The sequence below is a fragment of the Dyella sp. PARNA 12/25 genome, from assembly GCF_055702865.1.
This window is the reverse complement of sequence record NZ_JBVQCI010000010.1, coordinates 26,731-49,630: the sequence shown is the minus strand read 5'-3', so window position 1 is coordinate 49,630 and position 22,900 is coordinate 26,731. Positions and strand designations below refer to the sequence as shown.

The following is a 22,900-nucleotide window of genomic DNA, read 5'->3' as shown; positions in this document are numbered from 1 at the left end:
CGGCAAGCCGTCACCCTCCCCTGGGCGCAGCCAACAGGCGCGTCAAGCGCCCTAAGCGCCCGCCCCATGCCTAAACACGGAACGGGCTGATGGAAGTATGGGGGCCAGATCGGCCCATGCAAGTCAGGCGGCGGTGCCGCTGATGCCACCCACCAGACGCTGGCGCTCCTGCAGCAGCTTTTCAAAGACCGGCTGTGGCAGTGGACGGCAGAACAGGTAGCCCTGCAATTCATCGCACTGATTGTTGCGCAGAAACTCCATATGCTGCTCGGTTTCCACGCCTTCGGCCACCACACCGCGATTCAGGCGATGCGCCATTTCAATGGTCGCTCGCACGATGGCTTCGTCGTCCGGATCAACGCCGATGTTGCGCACGAAACTCTGGTCGATCTTGATGCGGTCGGCCGGCAGTTTGCGCAGATAGTCCAGCGAGGCCGCACCCGTGCCGAAGTCATCAATGGCGATGCGGCAGCCCAACCGGTGCAGGCCCTGCAGGTTTTCCACCAGGTTAGGAGCGGCCTTGATGCTGATGCTCTCGGTCACTTCCATTTCCAGCAGGTTGGCCTCCAGACCACTCTCGTCGAGCGCCGCAGCCACCACTTCGAGCAGATTGGGTTGCATCAGCTGCACTGCGGACAGGTTGACACCCAAACGCAGGCCCAGGCCGAAGCGACGCTCCCATTCCTGGGCATGCCGACATGCGGTACGCAGCACCCACTCGCCGATGGAGACAATCAACCCCGTTTCTTCGGCCAGCGGGATAAAGAAGCCTGGCCCGATGAAGCCCAGCTCGGGGTGCTCCCAGCGCACCAGCGCCTCCATGCCGACGATGTCCTCGGTCACCGCATCGACCTGCGGCTGGTAGAACACACGAAGCTCGCCCTTGTGTTCGGCGTGGCGCAGGCCGGACTTGAGCGCGAGGTTTTGCTGCTGCGACTGCTCGGCACGCCCCTCGAAGATCTGATAGTTGTTGCGCCCCAGACTCTTGGCCGCGTACATCGCCTCGTCGGCGTGCTTGAGCAGGGTCTCGGCGTCGGGCGCATCATCAGGAAAGAAGCTCACGCCGATGGATGCGGTGACCTGCAGCTCGGTGCCGTCGTCGATGCGCAGTGGCGCACCCATCACCTGCACGATCTTCTCGGCGATGCGCAGCACGTCTTCGTTCTTCACGATGTGGCGCAAGATCACCACGAACTCGTCGCCAGCGTAGCGCGCCACCGTGTCGGATGCGCGCACGGTGCCGCGCAGGCGTTGCGTGGTGGTGAGCAGCACCTGGTCGCCGATCGCATGCCCGAGCGTATCGTTGATGGTCTTGAAGCGATCTAGGTCGACAAACAGCAGCGCGAACGATTCGCCCGTGCGATTGGCCTCGCGGATCACCGTGTCCAGACGGTCGTTGAACAGCAGACGGTTGGGCAACCCGGTGAGGGCGTCCAGCAGCCCCTCGGCGCGCCCCTGTTCGCGGGTATGGCGCAGCTCGAGCGCATGGGCGAACCGCGACGCTGCACAACGCAGCACCGGCTGCACGATATCCAACGATGGCAGTGGCTGCCGCGTACCGACCAGCAGCGCGCCTAGCACCGTGCGCCGCTCATCCTGCAGAGGCCAACCGGCAAAACCGGCCAAGCCAAGCTGCGCAAGTAATGGATCCATCGGTGCCAGTCGCGCCGCATCCGCCTGATGCAGCATGGCCTGACCCGAAAGCACGAGCCGCAGCGAGCTTTGCAGGTGAGGCCCAGGCCACAGCTGTTCGTCGCCGCGCCAGTACTGCACCAACTGCACCGGCGAACCCGCTTCGTCCGGCCGCGACGACCACACGGCCACGTAGTCCAGCCCCATCTCTTCATAAAGCATACGGGCCGCGGCGGCGATGCCTTCATCACCACTGCCTGCCCCGAACATCCGCGCAAGCAGGGCAAGGGCCACTTCGGCACGTGCACCCGCGCGGTCACTGCGGAACACCAGCGCCACCGCATCACGTCCGGCGTGCCGCACGGCGCGTGCGCTTGCCTCGCCGCTATCCACACCACGTACCGAACGGCGCCTGCCGGTGTACCAGCGGCGCGCACCTTCGGCGATCACCTGCTCAACGGTGACGTCGGCAAAACTGAGAATTTCCTGCAGCGGACGACCACGCAACTCGTGATCGCCCAGGCCACTATGACGCGCCAGCGCCGGACTGTATTCGACGACGCGCCCACGAGCCGGGTCGACAATCAGCCACTCCCGCTCCGCCTCCTCAAAGGCAAAGCGGTAGTCGCCATCACTCGATGCAACCACTGCCTCACCGCCCAAAGGCACGCCTGCGCGTGCGACGGTACGCTGCATGCGCTGCCAGCGCGGCAGTAACTCGTGCTCGATCTGCGAGCCATACAACCAGTCGGCGATGCCGGCGGGCAATACATTGGGCTTGAGCACCGCCGCATCGTCCAGCACGGCCAAAACCGGCGCGGCGGCACAGGCCGGCAGGCCACGCAACACCTCCATGCCGGCCATGGCCTCGCGGCCATCACCATCGAACACCATGATGACCAACGCCAGCGGGAGCCTGCCTTCCAGCAGAATGCCCGCATGCGTTGCATCGCGGGCGGAGTGCACCACGAAATGCCCATCGCGCTCGAACGTATCAAATAAGGCCCGGCGCAGCTCACGCTGCGCCGCCACCACGAGAATGCCGGCAGGACTGCCCATGTCAGAGCATCCACTTGCCGTCGCGCAAACGCGGACGCTGCGCCGGCTTGGCCTGACAGCTCAGGCGCACGAGTACATCATTGAAGCTGGTCATCACGGCTTCCGGAGGATCGAGCAGCACCACGCGACGAACATGCCCCGCAGTCGCTCGAGCCAGCTGCCTGAGCAAGGTGGCATCGCCCATGGGCAAAGGCAGCGGCAACCGCTGCAGCAGATACACGCCGAAATGATTGCTCTGCAGCATGTAGCGCAGCGCAATGTTGAGTCGCTGTGAGCCGGGTAGTGCGATGTGCTCCTCGCGAAGGTTGCCGAGCCCGCTCTCCGGGGTCCAGAGATAGACCGCTTGACCACTGCGCCGGATCAGCGGACGTAACTGCCCGACCAGGCCCACTTCCTCACCTCCCTCGAGCGCGAGCAAATTTCCGCGCGCGGCCAGGATGCGCTCAAGGATATCGGCGCCAGCCTGGCTGGCAGGGGATGCAATAGGGGTACTCATGCGGGGCTTAAATTACGTGGTCCGGGTGCGTTCGCCTAGGGAGGAGGAAAGCCTCGCCGGAATCCACGCCGCATTTCATGCGGCAGCGCACAGGTCGCGTTTTTACGAGATATTCATCATTGGGCGCAACATACGCGCCCGTCTCGCAATCCTCGCTACGGGAAGGTATGGTGCAAGGCTTCCCGGTCACCTGTTTATCCCCATGTTCGAAGGATTGCGCTTCAATCATTGGAAGACGAGCCTGGATGACAGCGGCATCGTCACCCTCTCCCTCGACCGTGCCGGCAGCAGCGTCAACGCGATTTCTCGCGAGGTGCTGGACGAGCTCGGCCAGATTGTCGAACGACTGGCCATCGAGAAGCCGGTGGGCGTGCTCATCCATTCCGCCAAACCGTTCGGTTTCGCGGTAGGCGCGGATATCAAGGAATTCGTGACCTATGCCCAGCAGGGCACGGTGCTGGAGAACATCGAAAACGGCCAGCGCGTCTACGAATCACTGGCCCGACTGCCCTGCCCGACGGTGGCCGCCATCCATGGCGCCTGCATGGGCGGTGGTACTGAGCTGATCCTGGCTTGCCGCCAGCGTATCGCGGCGGACGACGAAAAGACCCGCATCGGCCTGCCGGAAGTGATGCTCGGCATTCACCCCGGCTGGGGTGGCACCGCCCGTCTGCCGCGCCTGATCGGTGCCACCGACGCCTTGCCCGTGATGCTCGCCGGAAAGGCCTTGTCGGCCAGGCGCGCGTTGTCGCTCGGCGTGGTCGATCGCCTGGCCCCGCCTGCCGAGCTAATGGCTGAGGCACGTGCCTTGTTGCGCCGCCCGCACGCCCGTCCGTTCGCCATGCGCGCCAAGGCGTGGGCGACCAACACCTGGGCCGCCCGCCAGATCCTGGCGCCCATGGTCATCAAGCAGACCGCAGCGAAAGTGCGCAAGGAGCACTACCCTGCACCGTTCGCAATGATCGACGTATGGAAGCGCGGCGGCGCCAGCATCCAGCAACGACTGAAACTCGAAGCACGCTCGGTGGCCAAGCTGGCGGAAACGTCGACGGCGCAAAACCTGATTCGCATCTTCTTCCTGCAGGAACGCCTGAAGGGCCAGGGCAGCGGTATCGAGCACGGCATCAAGCACGTTCACGTCGTCGGCGCTGGAGTGATGGGTGGCGATATTGCTGCGTGGGCCGCATTCAAGGGTTTCGAGGTCACGCTGCAGGACCGCGAGATGAAGTTCATCCAGCCGGCGCTGGATCGGGCCCGTCAGCTTTACGAAAAGAAGCTGAAGGCCGCTGACAAGGTGGAAGCCACCGTGCGCCGGCTGCGTGCGGATGTCGAAGGCAAGGGTGTGGCTACGGCGGACCTCGCCATTGAAGCCATTTACGAGAATGCCGAAGCGAAAAAGTCGCTGTACGCATTGATCGAACCACAGTTCCAGTCCAACGAACTGTTGGCCACCAACACATCCAGTATTCCGCTCGATGAACTGCGCGGGGGACTGAAGGCACCACAACGCTTCCTTGGCTTGCACTTCTTCAACCCGGTCGCTCAGATGCCGTTGGTGGAAGTGGTGCGTCACGACCAACTCGACGCTGCTGCCGAAAAGCGAGCGCTCGCCTTCTGCAAGGCGATCGGCAAACTGCCCGTGGCAGTCAAGGGCACGCCCGGCTTTCTGGTCAACCGCATCCTGATGCCCTATCTGCTCGAGGCGATGCGCCTGTACAGCGAAGGTGTGCCGGGCCCGGTACTCGACAAGGAAGCGAAAAAATTCGGCATGCCCATGGGCCCGATCGAACTCGCCGACACGGTCGGTCTGGATGTCTGCGCCTCCGTCGGCAAGGAGCTCGCTCCTTTCCTTGGCCTCGAACTGCCGCCTGGCTTGGAAGACAAGCTCGCCGCTGGCAAGCGTGGCAAGAAGGATGGCCAGGGCATTTACGTGTGGCAGGACGGCAAGCCGCAGAAGCCGGAAGTGGATCCGGATTACGCCGTACCCGCCGACCTGCAAGACCGCATGATTCTGCCCATGGTCAATGAGGCCGTTGCCTGCCTCGCCGACGGTGTGGTCGACGACGCCGACCTGCTCGATGCGGGTGTGATTTTCGGCACCGGCTTTGCACCGTTCCGTGGTGGTCCGATCCAATACACACGCAGCGAAGGTGCCACCGTCATCAAGGGCAAGCTGGAGCGTCTGGCCCAACGGTATGGCGAACGTTTCTCGCCGAAGAACGGGTGGGATCTGCCGACGCTCAACAAGACCGGTTTCGACCTGCCTGCCGAAACAACGCAGGACTCCGCCGTCGAGGCCTGAGCATCACCTAGGCAACCAGCGAAAAACGCCCGGCTAGTGCCGGGCGTTTTGTCTTGAATCATCGGGTGACGAATGACCTCACCACATAAGGTCATCCGGCACGCCATCTTCGCCGACGCTGCCCTCGCTACCGGGCGCGATCAACAATGCAATCTGATGCACGTCGATCGCCTTCACTTGCTCGGCGAGCTCGCGCGGCACCAGCAAATAGCGGCCCTGTTGCTGCACCACGCCCAGTTGACCCGCATTGAGGGCGGCCAGCTGATCGGCATCCACGTGAATACGGCGAATCTTTCCGCCGTATTCGAAGTGACGCACGTGATCCACGTCGGGCTTGTTGAGCGTCTTGCCCTCCAGCAACTGCTGGATCTTCAATTTCCGCTCACGTCGCACTCGCGCTTCTTCGGCAGCAGCCTGTTCGGCTCGCTTGCGCTCATTCGCCTCGGTTTGCGCGCGAATGGCATACGCCTTGGCCAGATCAATATCTTCCTGGCTCTTGCCACCTTGCGGCTTGGTCTGGGGCTTGCCTTGCGGCTTGTGCTGCCCAGGCTTGCCGCCCTTGGAAGGCGCGCCAGCATGACGCTGGTGGAACGGCTTACCCCCTTGCGGCGGCGCCGGACGCTTTTCTTCGCGGACCTGTTTGACGATGCCGCTCTTTAGCAGCTGATCGCGCAGGGATTCGGCCATGATGGAAACTCGCTAACGTGGAACGGGTATGAACGTGTGGCTATCAATAGTGCGGCGGCGGGGGCTCGCTGTGCGGATCATGCCCCTGCGAAATCCGCATTGACGACAACTCATTACGCAGGTCGTGAATGATGCGCTCCAGTGTAGCGATGCGCACAGACTGTTCGGCATCCGCAGACGCCAGTGCATTCACCGTGTCATCAATGAAGGTGAGCCGCACTTCGAGCTCGGTCAAGCGCTGCTGCAACGATTCGTCAGTCATGATCACTGCCTCAGACTGCGTCCGCGGCCGATACCGTAGTACGCCAAACCGGCCTCTTCGACCACGGGGGGATCGTAGAGATTGCGGCCATCAAAAATAGCGGGGCTGCTGAGCATGGTGCGAATGCGCCCAAAATCCGGGCTGCGGAAAGCCTTCCACTCGGTGACGATCGCGAGCACGTCGGCCCCTTCCAGTGCCTGATAAGCGCTATCGCACAGGACAAGGTCGCTGCGGTCACCATAAAGGCGCTGCGTTTCCTTGCGCGCCTCCGGATCGAACGCCCGCACCGTCGCACCCGCTTCCCACAGAGCCTCCATCAGATTCCGGCTGGAAGCCTCACGCATGTCGTCCGTGTTGGGCTTGAACGCCAACCCCCAAAGGGCGATGGTCTTGCCAACCAGCTTGCCGTCGAAATGACGCAGGATCAGCTCGAACAGCTTGGTTTTTTGGTCGTGATTCACCGCTTCGACCGCACCCAGCAGGCGTGCGTCGTAACCAACGCCACGCGCCGTGCGTTCCAGCGCCTGCACGTCTTTCGGAAAGCAGGAGCCGCCGTAGCCGGCTCCCGGATAGATGAAGTGATAGCCGATACGCGGATCGGAACCGATACCCTGGCGCACCAGCTCCACATCGGCGCCCACACGCTCGGCAATGTTGGCGATCTCATTCATGAAGCTGATCTTGGTCGCCAACATCGCGTTGGCGGCGTACTTGGTCAGCTCGGCGGAACGCTCATCCATCACCACTGTGCGATCGTGATTGCGATTGAATGGCGCATACAGCTTGCGGAGCACGCCTACTGCGCGCTCGCTGGAGCTGCCGATGATGATGCGATCCGGGCGCAGGCAGTCTTCCACCGCATCGCCTTCTTTCAAGAACTCGGGGTTGGAGACCACGTCGAATTCCACCGATACGCCACGCTTGGCCAACTCATCGGCAATCGCCGCGCGCACGCGATCGGCGGTGCCCACGGGCACGGTCGACTTGTTCACCACCACGGTATAGCGATCCATGTGCTGGCCCACGGTGCGAGCCACGCCCAACACATACTTCAGGTCAGCACTGCCGTCTTCGTCGGGCGGCGTGCCCACCGCAATGAACACCACCTGGCCATGGTCGATCGCCGGTGCTGGGTCCGTAGTGAAATCCAGCTGTCCGCTCGCATGGTTGCGCTTGACGATGGGCTCCAGGCCCGGCTCGAAAATGGGAATCTCGCCCTGCTTGAGGCGCTCGACCTTGCCCGCGTCGATATCGACGCAGACCACGTGATTACCCATTTCCGCAAGGCAGGCACCGGTGACCAGACCCACGTAGCCAGTGCCAAAAATGGTGACCTTCATTGTCGCGAGAACTCCCGGAAACAAGACCGCAGATTCTAGCAGGCTGCAGATGACGCCATGCCTGATGGATATCAGCGAACCTCTGACAAGCCGCCATCGGAACGCCAGAAACAACACGGGGCGCGAATCGCTTCGCGCCCCGTGCCATGACCTTGCAGTCGGTGTCGGCGATTACTTCGCGCCGCCAGCCTGCTCGCCAGCCGCGGTCGGGCCGGTCTTGACCAGGTTGACGTCGAAGATGATCGTCGCGTTCGGCGGGAAACCGTTCTGCGGCTGAGCACCGTAGGCGATGTTGGCCGGGATGAAGAACTTGTAGTGGCCGCCAACCTGCATCAGCTGAATGCCCTCGCGGAAGCCCGGGATCACGCCAGCCAGCGGGATCGAAGCCGGGCCGCCACCTTCGTGCTTGGACGAGTCGTCGAACACTTCGCCATTGACGAAGGTGCCAACGTAGGTGACCTGCACGGTGTCGCTCGGACCCGGGCGAGCGCCGGTGCCCTGGCTGATCACCTGGTACTGCAGACCCGAAGCGGTGGTCTTCACGCCCGGAGCCGCCTTGTTCTTGGCGAGGAAGGCGTCGCCTTCGGTCTTGTTCTTGGAAGCGACCTGGGTGTACTCAGCCTTGGCCTTAGCCTGCAGGTTGGCCACGAAAGCATCGCGCACCTGCTTGGCTTCGGCTTCGCTCATGGTCGGCTTCTGGCCGGACAGAGCGGACTGCAGCGCGCGGGCCACGGTGGCAGGGTCCACTTCCTCGCGCACCAGCGGCGGCAGCGAGCTGGCCAGATCCCAACCGACCACATAGCTGGCCTTGGTCTTGTCGACCGCTGCGGGAGCGGCAGCGGCGGCGGGCTTGGCTGCCTGTGCGTGCACGCCAGCGGTCATGCCCAGTGCAACGGCCAGAGCGGCCGCCGTCAGCGTGGGACGCAGAAAATGCTTCATGTGGAACTCCCTCGTATTTGGATGTGCCGGCGCTACCGGACTGGCCCCCCCGATGGAGGCAGGCCCCGCATTGTGCGGCGCTTGTCGAGTCTTGGCAACGATGTGGACCCTATGACCGTCAGTCGTGATTAAAAGTTCACAATACGGCTACAAAGCGCGGTTTTTTACGATTTCTGGACGCCTACTGTGGCATGTCACGCGTGTCCATCATCCGACCGCCCGGGCTTTTCGAGCGTGTCGCGCAACGCCGCTTGTAGGCGTGCGTGAACCTGCACCAAGCCACGCCAGAGCAGCCACGCCAGCAACAGCAGTACGAGCACCAGTACCACGGCCACCTGGCGAGGAGGCAGGATGGTCGAGGCTAACGCCGCCACCAGCAGCCCCAACACTCCCATTGTCGCTAGCGGAATGAAGCGCGCGAGCACGGCGCGAATGCGCATGTTGTAAGCACCGCCGATGCGCTCGGGAATGCTCAGTTCTGCTAGCAACATGCCCAGCGCGGTTGCTTTGCGGTAGGCCGCCACGATCATTGGCAGCGACACCAGGGCCGCGATCGACCATGCCAGGCTGCGCTTTACCTGAGGTTTGTCGGCAAGGAATTCCCAGTGGAAAAAGCCACGCCGATAGAGGAAGGACATGATCAGGAAGGCAGCGACCACCAGCATCATGTTGATGATGATGTGCCACACCAGGCGCCGGATCATTTTGGCCACCACCGCGCCCTGCCCGCTCAGGCTGAGGTTGCCCATCCACTCCGTATACGCGCCAAACAACCCGGTAAAGCCTTGCGGCAGACGTTTTGCCAAGACCCCCGCCAATGGGTCAGAGGCGCGAATCAGGTACGGCGTGAGGAAGGTGGTAATGGCCGACACCGCCACGGCCACCGGATAAAGAAAGGGGCTGGTGACTTTCAGGCTCGCACCCAGCGACGCGATCACGAACGAGAACTCGCCGATCTGCGCCAGCCCCATGCCCACGCGCAGCGAGGTGCGCCCATCGTTACCGGCCACAAACGTACCGAAGCCGCAGGTGATCACCTTGCCCACCACCACGACCGCCGTCACTACCAGGATGGGCAGCCAGTACTGCTTCAGCATCGAGGGATCGATCAGCATGCCGATCGCCACGAAAAAGATGGCGCTGAACACGTCGCGTACCGGACCAATGATGCGCTCGATGCGCTCTACGCTCTGCGATTCGCCCACGATGGCGCCAATCATGAAGGCGCCCAGGGCCACGCTGTAGCCCATCTCGGTCACCAGCAGGCAGAAGCCGAAACACAGGCCAAGCACAGCCACCAGCAACACATCGTCGCGACTGACACGCGCAATGTAGTCGACCACGCGCGGCACCAGCAGCAGACCCACCACCAACGACACCACCATGAACAGCGTGAGCCTGCCGATCGCGGCCATCGCCTCGCTCGCTTCCAGGCCGCCGGTGCTGGCGATGCCCGTAAGCAGTGCCATCAGCACGATGGCGATCACGTCCTCAATGATCAGGATGCCGAACATCAGCTGCGCGAAGCGGACGCGCTTGAGGCTCAGATCATCCAGCGCCTTCATGATGATGGTGGTCGACGACATCGAGAGCATGGCGCCGAGGAACAGCGCATCCATCGGGCTCCAGCCGAAAAAGCGCCCTATTTCGTAGCCGAGCCACAGCATCAACACGATTTCGCAGACCGCCGCCACCAGCGCGGCGCCACCTACTTCGCGCAGCTTCTTCAGGCTGAATTCCAACCCTAGCGCGAACAACAGCAGGATCACGCCCAGCTCGGACAAGGTGCGAATGGTCTGCTCGTCGTGGATGAACACCACGGGAAACGTATACGGCCCAACCAACACGCCCGCAATGATGTATCCAAGCACGACTGGCTGACGCAGCTTTTGAAAAATCACCGTCGTGAGCCCCGCGATCAACATGACGGTCGCGAGGTCTTGGATGAAGTGCAGATCGTGCATCAATGAAATCCGTGGGGACGTCTGGCAAGACTAACAATCGAGCACGCGATGCACAGCCCTGCGCGACGATGTAGATCGCTTGCACGCATTTAGGACTCTTCCGACGATCCATCGACATCTGCGAGGATCGGCGTAACTACTTGTTGTTATTCGTTCGTGAAAGAAAGTTGAAAATAATTCACATCGAACGCTTGACGAAATCGCGATCCCTATCTATTCTTTCGGGCTTCCAGAGGCACTTCGGGGCCATAGCTCAGCTGGGAGAGCGCCTGCATGGCATGCAGGAGGTCGGCGGTTCGATCCCGCCTGGCTCCACCAAATTTAGATACGTCCCCATCGTCTAGAGGCCTAGGACATCACCCTTTCACGGTGGCGACCGGGGTTCGAATCCCCGTGGGGACGCCACTCTAAAGCCAAACCGGGTTCCGGCGAAGCAGTCAGAGTGGACATGGATGTAGTCTAGTTGGTGTAGTACTGGAAGCAGTAAAAATGCGGAGCGGTAGTTCAGTCGGTTAGAATGCTGGCCTGTCACGCCGGAGGTCGCGGGTTCGAGTCCCGTCCGCTCCGCCACTTTACGAAGAGCCCGCCATTGGCGGGTTTTTTGTTGCCTGAAGAAAAAACGAGACCCCGATTCGTTAAGGACTCGGTTCCTTCTGTAGGAGCGCACGGGTGCGCGACAAGCCTACGCAGCAGTAACGATGAACCTCCGCGGTCGCGCACAAGTGCGCTCCTAGAGTGGGGCCTCATCGGGTGAGTGATGATCTTCGAGCCGCTCGAGGGTTCCCCGGGAATGCCCCTGCTCCGCCAGGTATTCCAGCCAGCGTGAGAGAAACCCATTCATGCGCAGACGATGCTGGAACACCGTATGCGCTGGTGGAAATGGGCCAAGCACCTGCCACAGGTGCCGGCCCGGATGGCAATGCAGCGCCTCAGCCACATGCGCGTCGGTATACATGCGCAACTGCGCCGAGGGCGACGGCTGCCCGGTGTGCGCATCGACGAAGTTGTAGGTGAGCTCCAGCTCGAGCGTATAGGGGTGGCGCTCTTGCACCTGCAGTCGCACATCGAGCCCATCATCCACACTCGACAGGTAGAACCCCGGCGGCAGCTCCTGCGGCGCAAACAGGCTGACCAGCCGGTGATAGTTCTCCGCATAAAGCCCCATCAGGAAGCCGAAGCGTCCCGGTAGCAAGGCATTGCGGCTGTCCAGTACGGCACTCATGGGGGGTGCAGACTCCTTAGAACATGGTTCGCTCGATACCGAAGCGATCAAAGATTTTGCTCGCTATTTCCTCGATCGACACGTGCGTGGTGTTGAGACTGGGAATGCCCTCCCGTCGCATCAGCTTGTCGGCTTGCGCCAGCTCCCAGCGGCATTGCTCCAACGTGGCGTAACGGCTGCCGGCACGCCGCTGTTCACGGATCTGCGCCAGTCGCTGCGGGTCAATGGTGAGACCAAACAGGCGATCCTTATAGGGGCGCAGGCGCGCCGGCAGTTCCAGCTTATCCAGGTCGTCGTCGGTCAGAGGGTAATTGGCGGCGCTCACCCCGTAATGCAAGGCCATATATAGGCAAGTCGGGGTTTTGCCCGAGCGTGACACACCCACCAGAATCAGGTCGGCCTGCGCGTAGTCCACGTCGATGCCGTCGTCATGGGACAACGCATAGTTGGTCGCGTTGATACGCGCCTCGTATTTGTCGAAGTCGACCAGGCCGTGCGAGCGGTTCACTGCACCAGAACGCTTGGCGCCCAGCTCATCCTCCAGCGGCCCGATGAAGGGGGCAAACACGTCCAGCATCAGCGCGCCGCTTTCGGCCACGATCTCGCACAGTGAGCGCGAGGCCATGGTGTTGACCACGATGGGGCGCTGCCCGGTTTGCGCGTAACGGGTCTTGATGCGCAGCGCTGCCGCCTCCGCCTTGTGCGAGTCGTCGATGAAGGGCAGACGGTGCTTCTCGAACTGCACCCCCTCAAACTGCGCCAGAATACTGTTTCCGATTGTCTCCGCCGTAATACCAGTGGAGTCGGAGATATAAAAAACCGTTCGCTGCATAGGTAACCCGAAGTCCCTGACTGTTCCTGCCCATCACCTTAGCGCAACGTCAAAAGCCTGTCTTTGCTTGACTCACGGCTGACTGGTATGGGTTTTGGCCCGAATGGTCTTCTTGTGCTCCGCACCATCGACAGCGGACAATACCAGTTCTTTGTAGCCCGGTTTCCCCCACGGACCGGGGGCAAGCCCACTTCCAAACCTAAAGAGCTCTTGAGGAGACTCCCTTGAACGATCTGGTGCATTGGCTCGACACGCTGCGCATGACCGACCTGGGCAAGGTCGGCGGCAAGAATGCGTCGCTCGGCGAGATGATCGGTAATCTCGCCAAACTCGGCGTGTCGGTGCCCGGTGGCTTCGCCACCACCGCTGACGCGTTCCAGCAGTACCTCGACAAGAGCGGCGTGGCCAAGCGCATCCAGGCGCGCCTGGCCCCGCTGGACGTGGATGATGTGGAAGCGCTGACCACCGCCGGCAAGGAAATCCGCGAGTGGGTCACCGAAACCCCGCTGCCGGCCGAGCTGGACCAAGCCATCCGCGACGCCTACGCCAAGCTCTGCAAGGACGCCGGCGCCGACAACATCGCGGTAGCTGTGCGCTCCTCCGCCACCGCCGAAGACCTGCCGGACGCCTCGTTCGCCGGCCAGCAGGAAACCTTCCTCAATGTGGTCGGCATCGAAGACGTACTGCACAAGGTGAAGGAGGTCTTCGCCTCGCTCTATAACGACCGTGCCATCGCCTATCGCGTACACCAGGGCTTCAAGCACGAGGACGTGTTCCTCTCCGCCGGCGTGCAGCTGATGGTGCGCTCCGACGTGGGCGCCTCTGGCGTGCTGTTCACCCTGGATACCGAATCCGGCTTCCGCGACGTGGTGTTCGTCACGGGCTCCTACGGCCTGGGCGAAATGGTCGTGCAGGGTGCAGTGAACCCCGATGAGTTCTACGTGTTCAAGCCCACCCTCAAGCAGGGCAAGCCGGCCGTGTTGCGTCGCGCCCTCGGCGCCAAGCAGCAACGCATGGTGTATTCGAACAAGCCCGGCGAGCGTGTGAAGATCGAAGAGACGCCTGCCGAACTGCGCAACAAGTTCTGCATCAATGACGAAGACGTACAGGAGCTGTCCAAGCAGGCGCTGATCATCGAGCAGCACTACGGCCGCCCGATGGACGTCGAGTGGGCGAAGGACGGCAACACCGGCAAGCTCTACATCGTGCAGGCCCGCCCGGAAACGGTGAAGTCGCGCGCGCATGCCACCCAGCTCGAGCGCTTCCACCTCAACGAAAAGGGCAAGGTGCTGGCCGAAGGCCGCGCCATCGGCCAGAAGATTGGTTCTGGCAAGGCTCGCGTGATCCGCTCGCTGGCTGACATGAACAAGGTGCAGCCGGGCGACGTGCTGGTCGCCGACATGACCGATCCCGATTGGGAGCCGGTGATGAAGCGTGCGGCCGCCATTGTGACCAATCGCGGTGGCCGCACCTGTCACGCCGCCATCATCGCCCGTGAGCTGGGCGTGCCGGCCGTGGTCGGTACCGGCAATGGCCTGGAAGCTATTCCGGACGGCGCGGAAGTCACCGTGTCCTGCGCCGAAGGCGACACCGGCATGATCTATCAGGGTCAGCTGAAGTTCGATCGAGTGACTGCAGACCTCGGCGACATGCCAGAGGCCCCGCTCAAGATCATGATGAACGTCGCCAACCCTGAGCGCGCCTTCGACTTCGGCATGCTGCCGAACGCCGGCATCGGCCTGGCTCGTCTGGAAATGATCATCGCCAGCCACATTGGCGTGCATCCCAAGGCCCTGCTCGAGTACAGCAAGCAGGACGCCGAGACCAAGAAGAAGATCGACGAGCGCATGGCCGGCTACGCCGACCCGGTGTCGTTCTATGTCGATCGTCTCGCCGAAGGCATCGCCACCATTGCCGCCTCGGTGTATCCGAAGCCGGTGATCGTGCGGCTGTCCGACTTCAAGTCGAACGAATACGCCGGCCTGATCGGTGGTTCGCGTTATGAGCCGCACGAAGAGAATCCGATGATTGGCTATCGCGGTGCGAGCCGCTACGTCGATCCGGGCTTCGCCGAGTCGTTTGCGTTGGAATGCAAGGCAGTCAAGCACGTGCGCGAAGTGATGGGCCTGGACAATGCGTGGGTGATGATTCCGTTCGTGCGCACGCTCGACGAGGGCCGCAAGGTCATCGACGTGCTGGCCAAGAATGGCCTCAAGCAGCGTGAGCACGGCCTCAAGGTCATCATGATGTGCGAAGTGCCGTCCAACGCCCTGCTGGCTTCTGAGTTCCTCGACATCTTCGACGGCTTCTCCATCGGCTCTAACGACCTCACCCAGCTCACGCTGGGCCTGGATCGTGACTCGAGCATCGTGGCCAACCTGTTCGACGAACGCGACCCGGCGGTCAAGAAGTTGCTTTCGATGGCCATCCAGACGGCGCGCGAAAAGGGCAAGTACGTGGGCATCTGCGGCCAGGGCCCGTCCGACCATCCGGACCTTGCCGAGTGGCTGATGGATCAGGGCATCGAGTCCGTCTCCCTCAACCCGGATACGGTTGTGGACACCTGGTTGCGTCTCGCCAAGAAGAAAGCGGCCTAAGCATCAGGCATGAATCAAGGGGCGGTGGTGACACCGCCCCTTTTTCGTGTCCGCAGCTTCAACGCTGGCAAGGACGCCCCTGCGTGTCGAACGTACTGTCGTCGGTCTGGATCAGCCCCTGCCGAACGGTCAGGAACGTAGCTATCCGCAAGGTCAGTGGAGCACTGGCCTGCCCGCTCCTGGCCACGAATCGCACTGCCACGCGATCGCCTTGGACAATCACCTGCTTCACCTCGTCATGGATCTCGGGAAACGCTGTAAACAGCGCGCGGTAGGTCCTCCGCACTTCCTCACGCCCGACTCGCGGCGCACAGAAATCCGATGAGGTAAGCGCAGCATCTTCCGCATATTAGCTCTGCCATGGCGGTGGCGTCATGGCGGTTAAAGGCATCAAACATGGCCTGCACGACCGCTTGCGGCGTCGGCTCTGAATGCGCAGGTGCAGCTGTTGCGGCAGCCAGGATCAGCATGCCCATCAGATTCATGCAGGTCTCCTTGATGTTTCGTACAGAGCCCTAGCCTCTCGCGACACAGCTCGCCGCGCATGCCCGCGCTTGCTGTTTTACCGCTCCGGAACCTTTGCCCGGCGGCAAGGTCCACCGCTGACCTGCGAGCGAACGGAGAACGCCCATGCGGTGGCTGACCACATCTCTTAAGAGGAACAAGGGCTTCCTCGCCTTCATGCTTTGCATGTTCATGTTCCGCAGCGCCATCGCGGACTGGAACACGGTACCCACGGGCTCCATGCAGCCGACCATCCAGATCGGCGACCGCATCCTGGTCGACAAGGCCGCTTACGACTTGCGCCTGCCGTTCACCCACGTTTCTCTGCTGCATCGCGCTGATCCACGGCATGGCGATATCGTGGTACTGGATTCCCACGCAGCAAACGAGCGACTGGTGAAGCGCGTCATTGGCGTGCCCGGTGATCAGGTGGCACTGATTCAGAACCGCCTCTACGTCAACGGTGTGGCGGCCGATTACCGGCCCATCACGATTCAAGGCATTCGCGACGACCGCCAAGATCCAGCGCTATACGCCGTGGAGCATGCGGGAATAACACATCATGCCGTACGCTGGTCCATCGCCCAGCAAGGGCACACCAGCGACTTCGGCCCGATCACCGTGCCACCTGGCCAATACCTGTTGCTCGGCGACAACCGCGACAACAGCGCAGACTCACGATACTTCGGATTCTTCCCCCGTAAAGAGATCACCGGGCGTGCGACCCGCGTCGCCGTTTCGCTGGACCCTGCCAACCACTACCTGCCCCGCAGCGGCCGCTGGGGCGTGGCGCTGCAATAAACGGCCCCTCCCCATTGCCACACCGCCCATCGGTGCGTACAATTGTCGGCTCGCGTGGACCACACGCACCGCTTTGGAGAGGTGGCAGAGTGGTCGAATGTACCTGACTCGAAATCAGGCGTACGTGTAAGCGTACCGTGGGTTCGAATCCCACCCTCTCCGCCAGAAACGCAAAACGCCCCCTCGTGGGGCGTTTTGCGTTTCTGGCGGAGAGGGTGGGTGAGAAGCCTCGCCGGGTTCGACAAATTCGTCTGGAACGAATTTGGACAGCCAAAGGCTGGCCCCGCAGCGCGCAAGCGCGGAGGGGTCGGGTCCAAGGATGGACCCGACAATCCCACCCTATACGTCTCCCCGTCGCTAAACGAAGCAACGCCAGAAAGCGGCATTTCAAACTTGCGCACGGTGATCGTCGTGCGTCATTCACAAGCCTGAAGGTCCCTGCATCCCAGCTTTCGCTGGGATGACGAGCAAAGCCCCATACCACCCTTTTCTTTGCGCATTCCCTCCACTTCCGTCATGCTCCCACCGACCCGCTACACCAAGTCACTCATGATCGAATTTGGACACGGAACACACGTCGGTTTGCGCCGCACGCGCAACGAAGACACCTACTATGCCGACGCATCACTCGGCCTCTTTCTGGTGGCCGACGGCATGGGCGGCCACCAGCACGGTGAAGTCGCTTCGGCTCTGGTTCGCGACGCGGTAGCCGACCTGGTCACGCGCGGGCATAGCCTCGTCGAAGCCGTACGCGCCTCGGACGAACGCCTTATCCAGCACAGCCGTGGCTTCCACGATCCGCGCCCGATGGGCACCACCATCGCAGCGCTGCGTCTGCATGCGGACAGCTACGAGGTGGTTTGGGTTGGTGACAGCCGCGTCTACCTCTGGCAGAAAACACTGCGCCAGGTCAGTCACGACCATTCGCTGGTACAGGAACTGGTAGCAGCCGGCACACTCGATGCCGCGCAGGCCGCACGCCATCCTCAGCGCAACGTGATCACTCAGGCACTGGGGATCACCGCCGCGGAGCAACTGCACATCGGCATGGCGCGTGGCCGACTGGAACAGGGCATGTGTTTCCTGCTGTGCAGTGACGGACTCACTGAAGAAGTGGACGATACCGCTATCGCCAACATCGTTTCGCGTTACGACCTGTCGGCCCAGGAGTGCACCGAGCACTTGCTGCTCGCCGCACTGGACGCCGGCGGCAGCGATAACGTCACGGCGATACTCGCACGCATCAACTGATGCTCGCTCGGCGGTTCAGTGAACCGCCGACCCGTCGTCGCGCCGCCACACACTCGCGCCACCTGCACTCTTGTCGAGCGAATCAAGACGCTTCTCGTGAGCAGCCATTTCGTCGTCATTGGCGCGCAACACACGCGGACGACGATCGAGCACGATCGGCGCCAGCGCCACCGTCGCGCCCTGCTCCTGTGCCCCCTCGAATCCAAGGTCAAGCACGACCTGACCCGAGGTCATCGAAAGATAGACTTCGGCCAGCAATTGCGAGTCGATCAGACCGCCATGAAGATCACGCGCTGAGTTGTCGACACCCAGGCGCTTACACAGCGCATCGAGACTGTTGCGCTGACCGGGATAGCGCTCGCGCGCCATCACCAATGTATCGAGCACGTTGCAGCGATCTTCGATGCGGCCATACTGCTCGCCCATGCGCGCGAGCTCTGCATTGAGGAAGCCGACGTCGAAGGTGGCGTTATGGATGATCAGCTCAGCACCGTCGATGAAGGCGAGAAACTCGTCAACGACATCGGCAAAATGAGGCTTGTCGAGCAGGAACTCATCTTCGATACCCGTGACCTGTTTCGCGCCTTCGTCGATCGCGCGGTCCGGATTGAGATAGGTCTGGTAGTGGCGCCCGGTCGGGCGTCGCTCGACCATCTCCACACAGGCAATTTCGATCAATCGATGACCCTGGCGTACTTCAAGACCGGTGGTCTCGGTATCCAGTACAACCTGCCTCATGCCTTGCTCCTGAACTGCTCGGCCTGCTCTCGGGCCGCTACATCAACACGTTCGTTTTCCACGTGACCATTGTGGCCACGCACCCAATGCCAGCGCACCTGATGAGGCTCGACAGCAGCCGACAGGCGCTGCCAGAGATCCTGATTCTTCACCGGCTTCTTGTCCGCGGTACGCCAACCGTTGGCACGCCACTTGGGCACCCATTCCTCGATACCCTGCATGACGTAACGCGAGTCGGTCGTGAGTGCAACCTTGCACGGGCGCGTCAGCGCTTCGAGGGCACCAATGGCGGCCATCAGTTCCATTCGATTATTGGTGGTGTCCGGCTCACCACCTGCGATCATGCGTTCGGTTCCCTTGGCGCGCAGCAGAGCGGCCCAGCCACCCGGCCCGGGGTTACCCAGGCAAGCGCCATCGGTAAAAGCTTCCACTTCAGTCATTGTCACCCATCAGCAAAATCAGAATAGTTTTCAGGACGCCGCGTTACGGCGTGCGCCCGGTGCCAGCCCCACATTGACAGTGGCAGGCAAGGCTTTGGTTTTCAGTCGAATCGGAGCCGCCATGCGTCGACGCTTGCGCGCGATCAGCAAATAGCCACCACCGAATGCATGTGAGGCGTCGAGGCCGACACGACTGCTTGGCCACAGTCGCCCCACTCGCTCCACGCGCTCGATGTCCATCTCGATCCGACGAACCCAGCGCTCCAGGAGAATGGGTGAGTGCATCGCGGGGGCATGCCCCCTGGTGCGCCACATCATCCACGGTACCCAGGCACTGAAGGGATGCAAGCCAGTCAGCGCGAGTACTCCACCTGGCGCCAGCACACGGGAGACCTCTTCCAGCATATCGAGCGGCGTCGTGGATACTTCAAGAGCGTGGCGCAACAGCACCAGGTCAAACGCATCATCAGTGAACGGCAAAGGCTCGTTGGTGCGCGCCCGTACGTCGCCAGCGTAACGTCCCGCCGTCATGTTCAGCTTGGTCCAGTTGCCGAGCAAGGGCAGCACCGGCGGTGTGTCATCCCTGGCCGCACTCACCAGCAGCGCATGCGCACCACTGCAACGCTGCAGGCCCGGCCCCAACGCCACGGTCTCCTCGGCCAACAGGCTGCGCAATGGCACGCTGGAATAGATGTCTTGATCGCGCTGAGACATGCCCTGGCCGGCCCGGTCGTATCGATGGGCACAGTGTACTTGCACCCCGGACATAACGTGTCCTGGTTTGCAGGCGAACCGACGACGGGCCCACAAGGCTGAACAACCCAACCAGCCGTTAACGTCTCACTAACGAGTGCGCCGGCCGGGCGGTCTATAGTCCCCCACTTCGCGCAAGCCAAGGATGCCTGCGTCAGTCGATACGAACACCGCGGAGGGTGATCTCCTTGCACGTCGTACCGTTACCGGCGCTTGCCGACAATTATATTTGGCTGCTGCACGACGACGAGGGCCAGGCCATCGTGGTCGACCCGGGCGACGCCGCTCCGGTTGAGGCAGCGCTGCAACAGCGGAACTTGCAGCTCCGCGCGATCTTGTTGACTCATCACCACCACGACCATATCGGCGGCGTGGATGCGCTATTGGCGCGGCATCACGTGCCGGTGATCGCTCCTCGCGACGAACGCATGACGAAGGTGACGAAGCGTGTGGACGATGGCGACATCGTATCGTTGGAGCAACCGCGCGTGCGTTTTGAAGTCATGGCTGTCCCCGGCCACACCACCACACATATCGCTTATGCGGGTGAAGGCATCCTGCTATGCGGGGACACGCTCTTCAGCATGGGCTGCGGCCGTCTGTTCGAAGGGACGCCGGCACAGATGCTCGCATCGCTCGATCGTCTCGCATCGCTGCCAGGCACGACGCTGGTGTGCTGTGCGCACGAATACACCGCAGCCAATGGGCGTTTTGCGCACACCATCGAACCTGACAATCTCGCATTGGCAACACGGCAGCAGGAAGTGGCAGCGCTTCGCGCGCATAACCAACCCAGCTTGCCTGTGACCCTGGCAACGGAAAGAGCGACCAATCCATTTCTGCGCACGGACAGTGATGCCGTCATCGAGTGGAGTCGCCATCACGGCGTGAGCGGGGACCGTGTGGCCCGCTTCGCCGCGCTGCGCGCCAACAAGGACGTCTTCAAGTCATGAATACCCGGCGCCTACGTCCCCTGCATCTCGCCATGACGGTGTTTCTGGCCGCCTGCGCCACCGGGCCCACTCAGAAACCGCAAGCGCCCAGCGTTCAGGCCCCCAAGCCAGAGCCGGTGCGCGACCTTCGTCATCCGATTAGCGTGCCAGTCATACCGGACAGTGACAACGGCAACATCTGGGACGACCTGCGCGGCAGTTTCGCCATGGCCGATTGCGATGCCGACCCCGGCATCACTTTGTGGGCCCGCCGCTACACGCAAAACCCGGATCGCTTTGAAAGCCAGATTGCCGCAGCTGCGCCACGTCTCGCTTACGTGCAACAGATCGCCGCCAAGCACCACGTCGCCGGCGAGTTCGCACTGCTGCCTTGGGTAGAAAGCCAGTATCGCCCGGTATCCGGCGGCAAGGGCATGCCTGCCGGCATGTGGCAGATCATGCCGGCCACTGCCGATGCCATAGGTATCCGCGTCAACAAGAACTTTGATGGCCGTATGGACGTCCCTGCGGCCACCGATGCCATCATGGCATTGCTTAGCCGCTACCACGACGATCTCGACGACTGGCGCATGGTGGATTACGCCTTCAACGCCGGCGAATTCGGGATCAAGCGCATGGTGAGCCAGCACGGCACACCGCCTGCCGAACCGGTAATTCCGAGGATGCCGGTCAAGCCGGTCACCCGCGAACATCTGGTCAAGCTGCTGGCCATTGCCTGCGTGATCCGCGATCCGGGCCGCTTCAACGTCAGCCTGCCTACGCTGTCATCCGAGCAACGCTTGGTAAAGGTCAGCATCGACAACTCCATGCCCATCGCCCATGCCGCCAGCAACGCCGGCATGTCGACGGATGAGCTCAAGGATCTCAACGCGGCCTTCCGCAATGGCGTTGTCGACTCCAGTTCGTCCCCCTACCTGCTGCTCCCGAGCGGCCGCGCGCAGCAGTTCCGCAATTCGCTGATGACCGATGCGAACGGCCAAACGCAAAGCGTGCCCGGCACGGCGTCGCTGCCACCACTGGGCGCGGCACTCAGCGGTGCGACCAGCGCCGGCGATTCAACAAAGGCTTCGACAAAGCGCCGCGCAGATACCGAGAAAACCCACACGGTGAAGTCCGGCGAGAGCCTGTGGTCGATTGCGCGCCTCTACTCGGTCGACATCAAGCAACTCGAGCAATGGAACCACCTTCAGGGCCCGGGCGTGAAACCTGGGCAGGTATTGAAGATCACGCCGGGCTGACCCAGGCCAACGACGTCCACCGTCAAGGCAACACTGATCAAGTATTGCCTTAAACTCGCGGCATCAGGCCAACGGGCTCTCGGGAGGACGTATGGGATTCCTGCACGGCAAGCGCGCACTGATCGTGGGCATTGCCAGCCAGCGCTCGATCGCCTGGGGCATCGCCAATGCGATGCATCGTGAAGGTGCGCAGCTGGCCTTCACCTACCAGAACGAACGCCTCAAGGATCGCGTCGACGAGGCTGCCATCGCATTCGGTTCCAACATCGTGCTGCCATGTGACGTGGCCAGCGACTCGCAGGTTGATCAATTGTTCGTTGATCTTGGCGGGCATTGGGACGGCTTCGACATCCTGGTTCACTCGGTAGGTTTTGCACCTCGCGATGCATTGCAGGGGGAGTTTCTCGATCATCTGACTCGCGAAAACTTCGCCGTCGCGCATGACATTTCCAGTTACAGCCTCGCTGCGCTCGCCAAAGCGGCGCGCCAGCAAATGCGTGGGCGTGGCGGCGCCATTCTCACCCTGAGCTACCTGGGTGCCGAACGCGCGATGGACAGCTATAACGTGATGGGACTGGCCAAGGCCAGCCTGGAAGCCAACGTTCGATACCTTGCCTTTAACCTGGGCCCTGAAGGCACACGGGTCAACGCGATTTCGGCGGGCCCGATCAAGACGCTGGCCGCTGCGGGCATTGCCAACTTCCGCAAGATGCTTGACCACGTCGACGCCCATGCCCCACTGCGACGAAGCATCACCATCGACGAGGTGGGTAACGTTGGTGCGTTCCTATGTTCCGACTTGGCATCGGGCGTCACAGGCGAAATCACTCACGTGGATGCCGGTTACCACATCCTTGGCATGACCGGCGTCTAAGCTTCTTCCGCTCCGG

Annotated in this window: 20 protein-coding genes, 4 tRNA genes and 1 pseudogene; 11 read left to right on the top strand and 14 right to left on the bottom strand. The window is 62.1% G+C overall.

Annotated features, from left to right (window positions below; translation table 11 throughout):
* Window positions 1-123 precede the first annotated feature (123 nt).
* Both AC0GUR_RS17320 and AC0GUR_RS17315 read right to left on the bottom strand, forming a co-directional pair.
* On the bottom strand, window positions 124-2,691 hold the full coding sequence (locus AC0GUR_RS17320; RefSeq protein ID WP_472878748.1) for a putative bifunctional diguanylate cyclase/phosphodiesterase: 2,568 nt from the start codon (window positions 2,689-2,691) through the stop codon (window positions 124-126).
* A gap of 1 nt (window position 2,692) precedes the next feature.
* The gene (locus AC0GUR_RS17315; RefSeq protein WP_472878747.1) at window positions 2,693-3,187 is read right to left on the bottom strand and encodes a hypothetical protein; all 495 of its coding nucleotides are present in this window, start codon (window positions 3,185-3,187) and stop codon (window positions 2,693-2,695) included.
* 202 nt (window positions 3,188-3,389) lie between these two features.
* Here AC0GUR_RS17315 and AC0GUR_RS17310 point away from each other — a divergent pair, with 202 nt between their 5' ends.
* Window positions 3,390-5,489 carry a 3-hydroxyacyl-CoA dehydrogenase NAD-binding domain-containing protein gene (locus tag AC0GUR_RS17310; RefSeq protein WP_472878746.1) on the top strand — a complete coding sequence of 700 codons (2,100 nt, stop codon included), beginning with the start codon at window positions 3,390-3,392 and terminating at the stop codon, window positions 5,487-5,489.
* 78 nt (window positions 5,490-5,567) lie between these two features.
* On the opposite strand, the gene AC0GUR_RS17305 is transcribed toward AC0GUR_RS17310, so the two are convergent.
* From AC0GUR_RS17305 to AC0GUR_RS17285, 5 genes are all read right to left on the bottom strand, one after another.
* Window positions 5,568-6,176, bottom strand: coding sequence for a DUF2058 domain-containing protein (locus AC0GUR_RS17305; protein ID WP_472878745.1), 609 nt, complete (start codon window positions 6,174-6,176; stop codon window positions 5,568-5,570).
* A 43-nt stretch (window positions 6,177-6,219) separates the two neighbouring features.
* Entirely contained in the window at window positions 6,220-6,438 is a 219-nt protein-coding gene (locus AC0GUR_RS17300; RefSeq protein ID WP_472878744.1) for a SlyX family protein, read from the bottom strand.
* Window positions 6,439-6,440: 2 nt separating this feature from the next.
* Window positions 6,441-7,778 (bottom strand): UDP-glucose dehydrogenase family protein, encoded by a 1,338-nt coding sequence (locus tag AC0GUR_RS17295; protein WP_472878743.1) that lies wholly within the window; start codon window positions 7,776-7,778, stop codon window positions 6,441-6,443.
* Window positions 7,779-7,949: 171 nt separating this feature from the next.
* Window positions 7,950-8,717: an FKBP-type peptidyl-prolyl cis-trans isomerase N-terminal domain-containing protein gene (locus tag AC0GUR_RS17290; protein ID WP_472878742.1), complete on the bottom strand. Its 768-nt coding sequence runs from the start codon at window positions 8,715-8,717 to the stop codon at window positions 7,950-7,952.
* Window positions 8,718-8,911: 194 nt separating this feature from the next.
* Window positions 8,912-10,681: a cation:proton antiporter gene (locus tag AC0GUR_RS17285; RefSeq protein ID WP_472878741.1), complete on the bottom strand. Its 1,770-nt coding sequence runs from the start codon at window positions 10,679-10,681 to the stop codon at window positions 8,912-8,914.
* A 242-nt stretch (window positions 10,682-10,923) separates the two neighbouring features.
* On the opposite strand from AC0GUR_RS17285, the gene AC0GUR_RS17280 reads away from it, so the two are divergent.
* The 3 genes from AC0GUR_RS17280 (at window position 10,924) to AC0GUR_RS17270 (ending at window position 11,251) form a co-directional block, all read left to right on the top strand.
* Window positions 10,924-10,999 (top strand) — tRNA-Ala (locus AC0GUR_RS17280).
* A gap of 11 nt (window positions 11,000-11,010) precedes the next feature.
* Window positions 11,011-11,086: transfer RNA gene (locus AC0GUR_RS17275), tRNA-Glu, on the top strand.
* 88 nt (window positions 11,087-11,174) lie between these two features.
* Window positions 11,175-11,251 (top strand) — tRNA-Asp (locus AC0GUR_RS17270).
* 160 nt (window positions 11,252-11,411) lie between these two features.
* Here AC0GUR_RS17270 and AC0GUR_RS17265 read toward each other — a convergent pair.
* Window positions 11,412-11,903: a DUF1249 domain-containing protein gene (locus AC0GUR_RS17265; RefSeq protein WP_472878740.1), complete on the bottom strand. Its 492-nt coding sequence runs from the start codon at window positions 11,901-11,903 to the stop codon at window positions 11,412-11,414.
* Window positions 11,904-11,919: 16 nt separating this feature from the next.
* Window positions 11,920-12,735, bottom strand: coding sequence for a posphoenolpyruvate synthetase regulatory kinase/phosphorylase PpsR (gene ppsR, locus AC0GUR_RS17260; RefSeq protein ID WP_472878739.1), 816 nt, complete (start codon window positions 12,733-12,735; stop codon window positions 11,920-11,922).
* 224 nt (window positions 12,736-12,959) lie between these two features.
* Here ppsR and ppsA point away from each other — a divergent pair, with 224 nt between their 5' ends.
* The gene (gene ppsA / locus AC0GUR_RS17255; RefSeq protein WP_472878738.1) at window positions 12,960-15,332 is read left to right on the top strand and encodes a phosphoenolpyruvate synthase; all 2,373 of its coding nucleotides are present in this window, start codon (window positions 12,960-12,962) and stop codon (window positions 15,330-15,332) included.
* A 58-nt stretch (window positions 15,333-15,390) separates the two neighbouring features.
* Here ppsA and AC0GUR_RS17250 read toward each other — a convergent pair.
* Both AC0GUR_RS17250 and AC0GUR_RS17245 read right to left on the bottom strand, forming a co-directional pair.
* Window positions 15,391-15,621 (bottom strand): annotated as a pseudogene (locus AC0GUR_RS17250) (nuclear transport factor 2 family protein); the annotation flags it as partial.
* 1 nt (window position 15,622) lies between these two features.
* On the bottom strand, window positions 15,623-15,817 hold the full coding sequence (locus AC0GUR_RS17245; protein ID WP_472878737.1) for a hypothetical protein: 195 nt from the start codon (window positions 15,815-15,817) through the stop codon (window positions 15,623-15,625).
* A 145-nt stretch (window positions 15,818-15,962) separates the two neighbouring features.
* On the opposite strand from AC0GUR_RS17245, the gene lepB reads away from it, so the two are divergent.
* The 3 genes from lepB to AC0GUR_RS17230 all read left to right on the top strand — a co-directional run bounded on the left by lepB (window position 15,963) and on the right by AC0GUR_RS17230 (window position 17,888).
* On the top strand, window positions 15,963-16,637 hold the full coding sequence (lepB, locus tag AC0GUR_RS17240) for a signal peptidase I (protein ID WP_472878736.1): 675 nt from the start codon (window positions 15,963-15,965) through the stop codon (window positions 16,635-16,637).
* Window positions 16,638-16,712: 75 nt separating this feature from the next.
* Window positions 16,713-16,802 (top strand) — tRNA-Ser (locus AC0GUR_RS17235).
* A gap of 384 nt (window positions 16,803-17,186) precedes the next feature.
* On the top strand, window positions 17,187-17,888 hold the full coding sequence (locus AC0GUR_RS17230) for a PP2C family protein-serine/threonine phosphatase (protein ID WP_472878735.1): 702 nt from the start codon (window positions 17,187-17,189) through the stop codon (window positions 17,886-17,888).
* Between the two features lie 15 nt (window positions 17,889-17,903).
* Here the strand turns inward: AC0GUR_RS17230 and dnaQ are convergent, their stop codons facing one another.
* The 3 genes from dnaQ to AC0GUR_RS17215 are packed head-to-tail and all read right to left on the bottom strand — an operon-like array spanning window position 17,904 to window position 19,780.
* Window positions 17,904-18,626, bottom strand: coding sequence for a DNA polymerase III subunit epsilon (gene dnaQ, locus AC0GUR_RS17225; protein ID WP_472878734.1), 723 nt, complete (start codon window positions 18,624-18,626; stop codon window positions 17,904-17,906).
* Window positions 18,623-19,066, bottom strand: a complete 444-nt coding sequence (rnhA, locus tag AC0GUR_RS17220; protein ID WP_472878733.1) for a ribonuclease HI — start codon at window positions 19,064-19,066, stop codon at window positions 18,623-18,625. Before rnhA ends, dnaQ begins: the two co-directional genes overlap by 4 nt.
* A gap of 30 nt (window positions 19,067-19,096) precedes the next feature.
* Window positions 19,097-19,780, bottom strand: coding sequence for a methyltransferase domain-containing protein (locus tag AC0GUR_RS17215; RefSeq protein WP_472878732.1), 684 nt, complete (start codon window positions 19,778-19,780; stop codon window positions 19,097-19,099).
* A gap of 227 nt (window positions 19,781-20,007) precedes the next feature.
* Here AC0GUR_RS17215 and gloB point away from each other — a divergent pair, with 227 nt between their 5' ends.
* The 3 genes from gloB (at window position 20,008) to AC0GUR_RS17200 (ending at window position 22,884) form a co-directional block, all read left to right on the top strand.
* On the top strand, window positions 20,008-20,772 hold the full coding sequence (gloB, locus tag AC0GUR_RS17210) for a hydroxyacylglutathione hydrolase (protein WP_472878731.1): 765 nt from the start codon (window positions 20,008-20,010) through the stop codon (window positions 20,770-20,772).
* Complete coding sequence (locus tag AC0GUR_RS17205; RefSeq protein WP_472878730.1) at window positions 20,769-22,010, top strand: LysM peptidoglycan-binding domain-containing protein; 1,242 nt, start codon at window positions 20,769-20,771, stop codon at window positions 22,008-22,010. The genes gloB and AC0GUR_RS17205 overlap by 4 nt, the downstream gene beginning before the upstream one ends.
* Before the next feature lie 91 nt (window positions 22,011-22,101).
* Window positions 22,102-22,884, top strand: coding sequence for an enoyl-ACP reductase FabI (locus AC0GUR_RS17200; RefSeq protein ID WP_472878729.1), 783 nt, complete (start codon window positions 22,102-22,104; stop codon window positions 22,882-22,884).
* The last annotated feature ends 16 nt before the right edge of the window (window positions 22,885-22,900 follow it).